We start from the raw sequence: 1,623 nt of genomic DNA, 5'->3' as shown, positions 1-1,623 counted from the left end.
AAGTTTTCCTCCAATAGGCTTTCAGCTGGTACTTGCCGTGTTCCCTGCCTACGATACCTTTGCACTATAAAAGTCGATGATGACTACAAAGGTGACGGAAAGTGAGGTCGAAGGCAGAAACGGAAATGGAAGTATAGTTATTGGTTAAGTATAGTTTAAGCACCAAAGGGGCAATGTATATACGCATGCCCGTATTGCCATATAGACATATAGCCGTATATACATATATATGGCTATATGTATTGGCGTACGAAGTGCGGTGCGCTGTTATAGACAGCCTGTCGATAATCCTACATACAGACTGTCTGGGCAGTGACCTTTGGTCTTTGCCCCTCCGCTCTCCCTTGACTCACGGACTGTGACCGCAAGGTGACAGGTCGTGAGAGGCATCCTCGTCGCAGACGTGGGCGCCGGGCTTATAAGAACGGCACTTGCCTTCAGGCGTGTGCCAAGAAGGATAGACAGTTGTGCGAAGATAATGCGCCGAGCTTAGCAGATTGCAGCAGAAAAAAAAAGAGACCCTTTTCAAAAGAGTCTCTCTCACCTCGGAGGGCTTTTTAAGCCTTCTTGTCCTTTTTCTTGGGAGCTTCCTGCTTTTTATCCCTGACGAAGGCTGTAACCTTTGTAGCGATGTTCTTCAGAACCGTGACATTCTTGCCGTCCTTGCTGTAGCTCTCTGGCTTGAAGAATCCCTCTGCCGTAAGTTCCCTTCCTTTCTTCAGCAGTTCCAAAGTTGCCGTGTCATCGTTCTTAACCCAAGTTTCAAGGCTGATAATCGATGAGACCGTTACGGTTTCGTTCCCCTTATGCTCCGTGTACTTGATGATGAGACCGAAGCGTGCGATGGCAGCCTTCTCAAATTTCTTTACTTCTGCATCCTTGCATACATAACCTGTAACTGTGAAATTGTTCATTGCGTTCATAATTGTAATTTTTTAAGTTGATATTTATTTTACGTGCATGAAGGAGCAGGCAAGTATGAAGGTGTGCAAAGGCAAGGGATGACCGTTATTTTTTTTCATCTCCGACCAATGAGTTTTTGGATCAGGAGCAACCGCACCCCAAAAACTTGAAAAAAATCACGAGGCAAGTCCTGGAAGGCGACCCTTGCGGAACACCGCTTGCGCTAACTTTGCAAAGGAAAATGGATGTCGGACTTATCTGAAAAATGAAAAGAACGCATGAACGGATTTGAAGTGGAAGGTGGAGAGAGGATGTAAAAGGAGAGAGGGCTGACACCGCTTACAGTATCGGGAAATGCACATGGGCATCGGAGAACGAAAATACCACCACTTCTATTAAGCCCTGAAACCGGGTGAACGGTGAGTTGTAAAATGGCTGTCGATGCCGAAGAAAGGAAAGGAACTGGCAGGGAGATAAGCCGAAAGGGAGCGAGAACATGGACAGCAAGAGATTCTATGATGCCTTATCGCTATTGGGTACCACCGTCAGTCAGGTGAGAAAGCGTAGTTGTCTGAAAAGGCACGCCAAAGAAGGCCTGAAAAGCCATTCCATGGCGAGGAGACGGGAAAAGGTGTATGATCAGTATAAGGTCTGCAAAGTAATCTGTGTAAGCGTGAATTTATATTGCCGTATAGACGTATATACATATATACATCTATA

General features: G+C 45.9%; 2 protein-coding genes. One reads left to right on the top strand and one right to left on the bottom strand.

Annotated elements, in window-relative coordinates:
- Positions 1–557: 557 nt before the first annotated feature.
- The gene (locus C7379_RS12530) at positions 558–923 is read right to left on the bottom strand and encodes a single-stranded DNA-binding protein (RefSeq protein WP_103003485.1); all 366 of its coding nucleotides are present in this window, start codon (positions 921–923) and stop codon (positions 558–560) included.
- Positions 924–1,399: 476 nt separating this feature from the next.
- Between C7379_RS12530 and C7379_RS12885 the strand changes: the two genes are divergently transcribed.
- On the top strand, positions 1,400–1,623 hold a 224-nt coding region (locus C7379_RS12885; RefSeq protein ID WP_207773438.1), incomplete at its 3' end, for a hypothetical protein.

Source organism: Hallella colorans (assembly GCF_003096815.1).
GTDB lineage: Bacteria > Bacteroidota > Bacteroidia > Bacteroidales > Bacteroidaceae > Prevotella > Prevotella colorans.
This window is presented reverse-complemented; position numbering and strand designations above follow the sequence as displayed.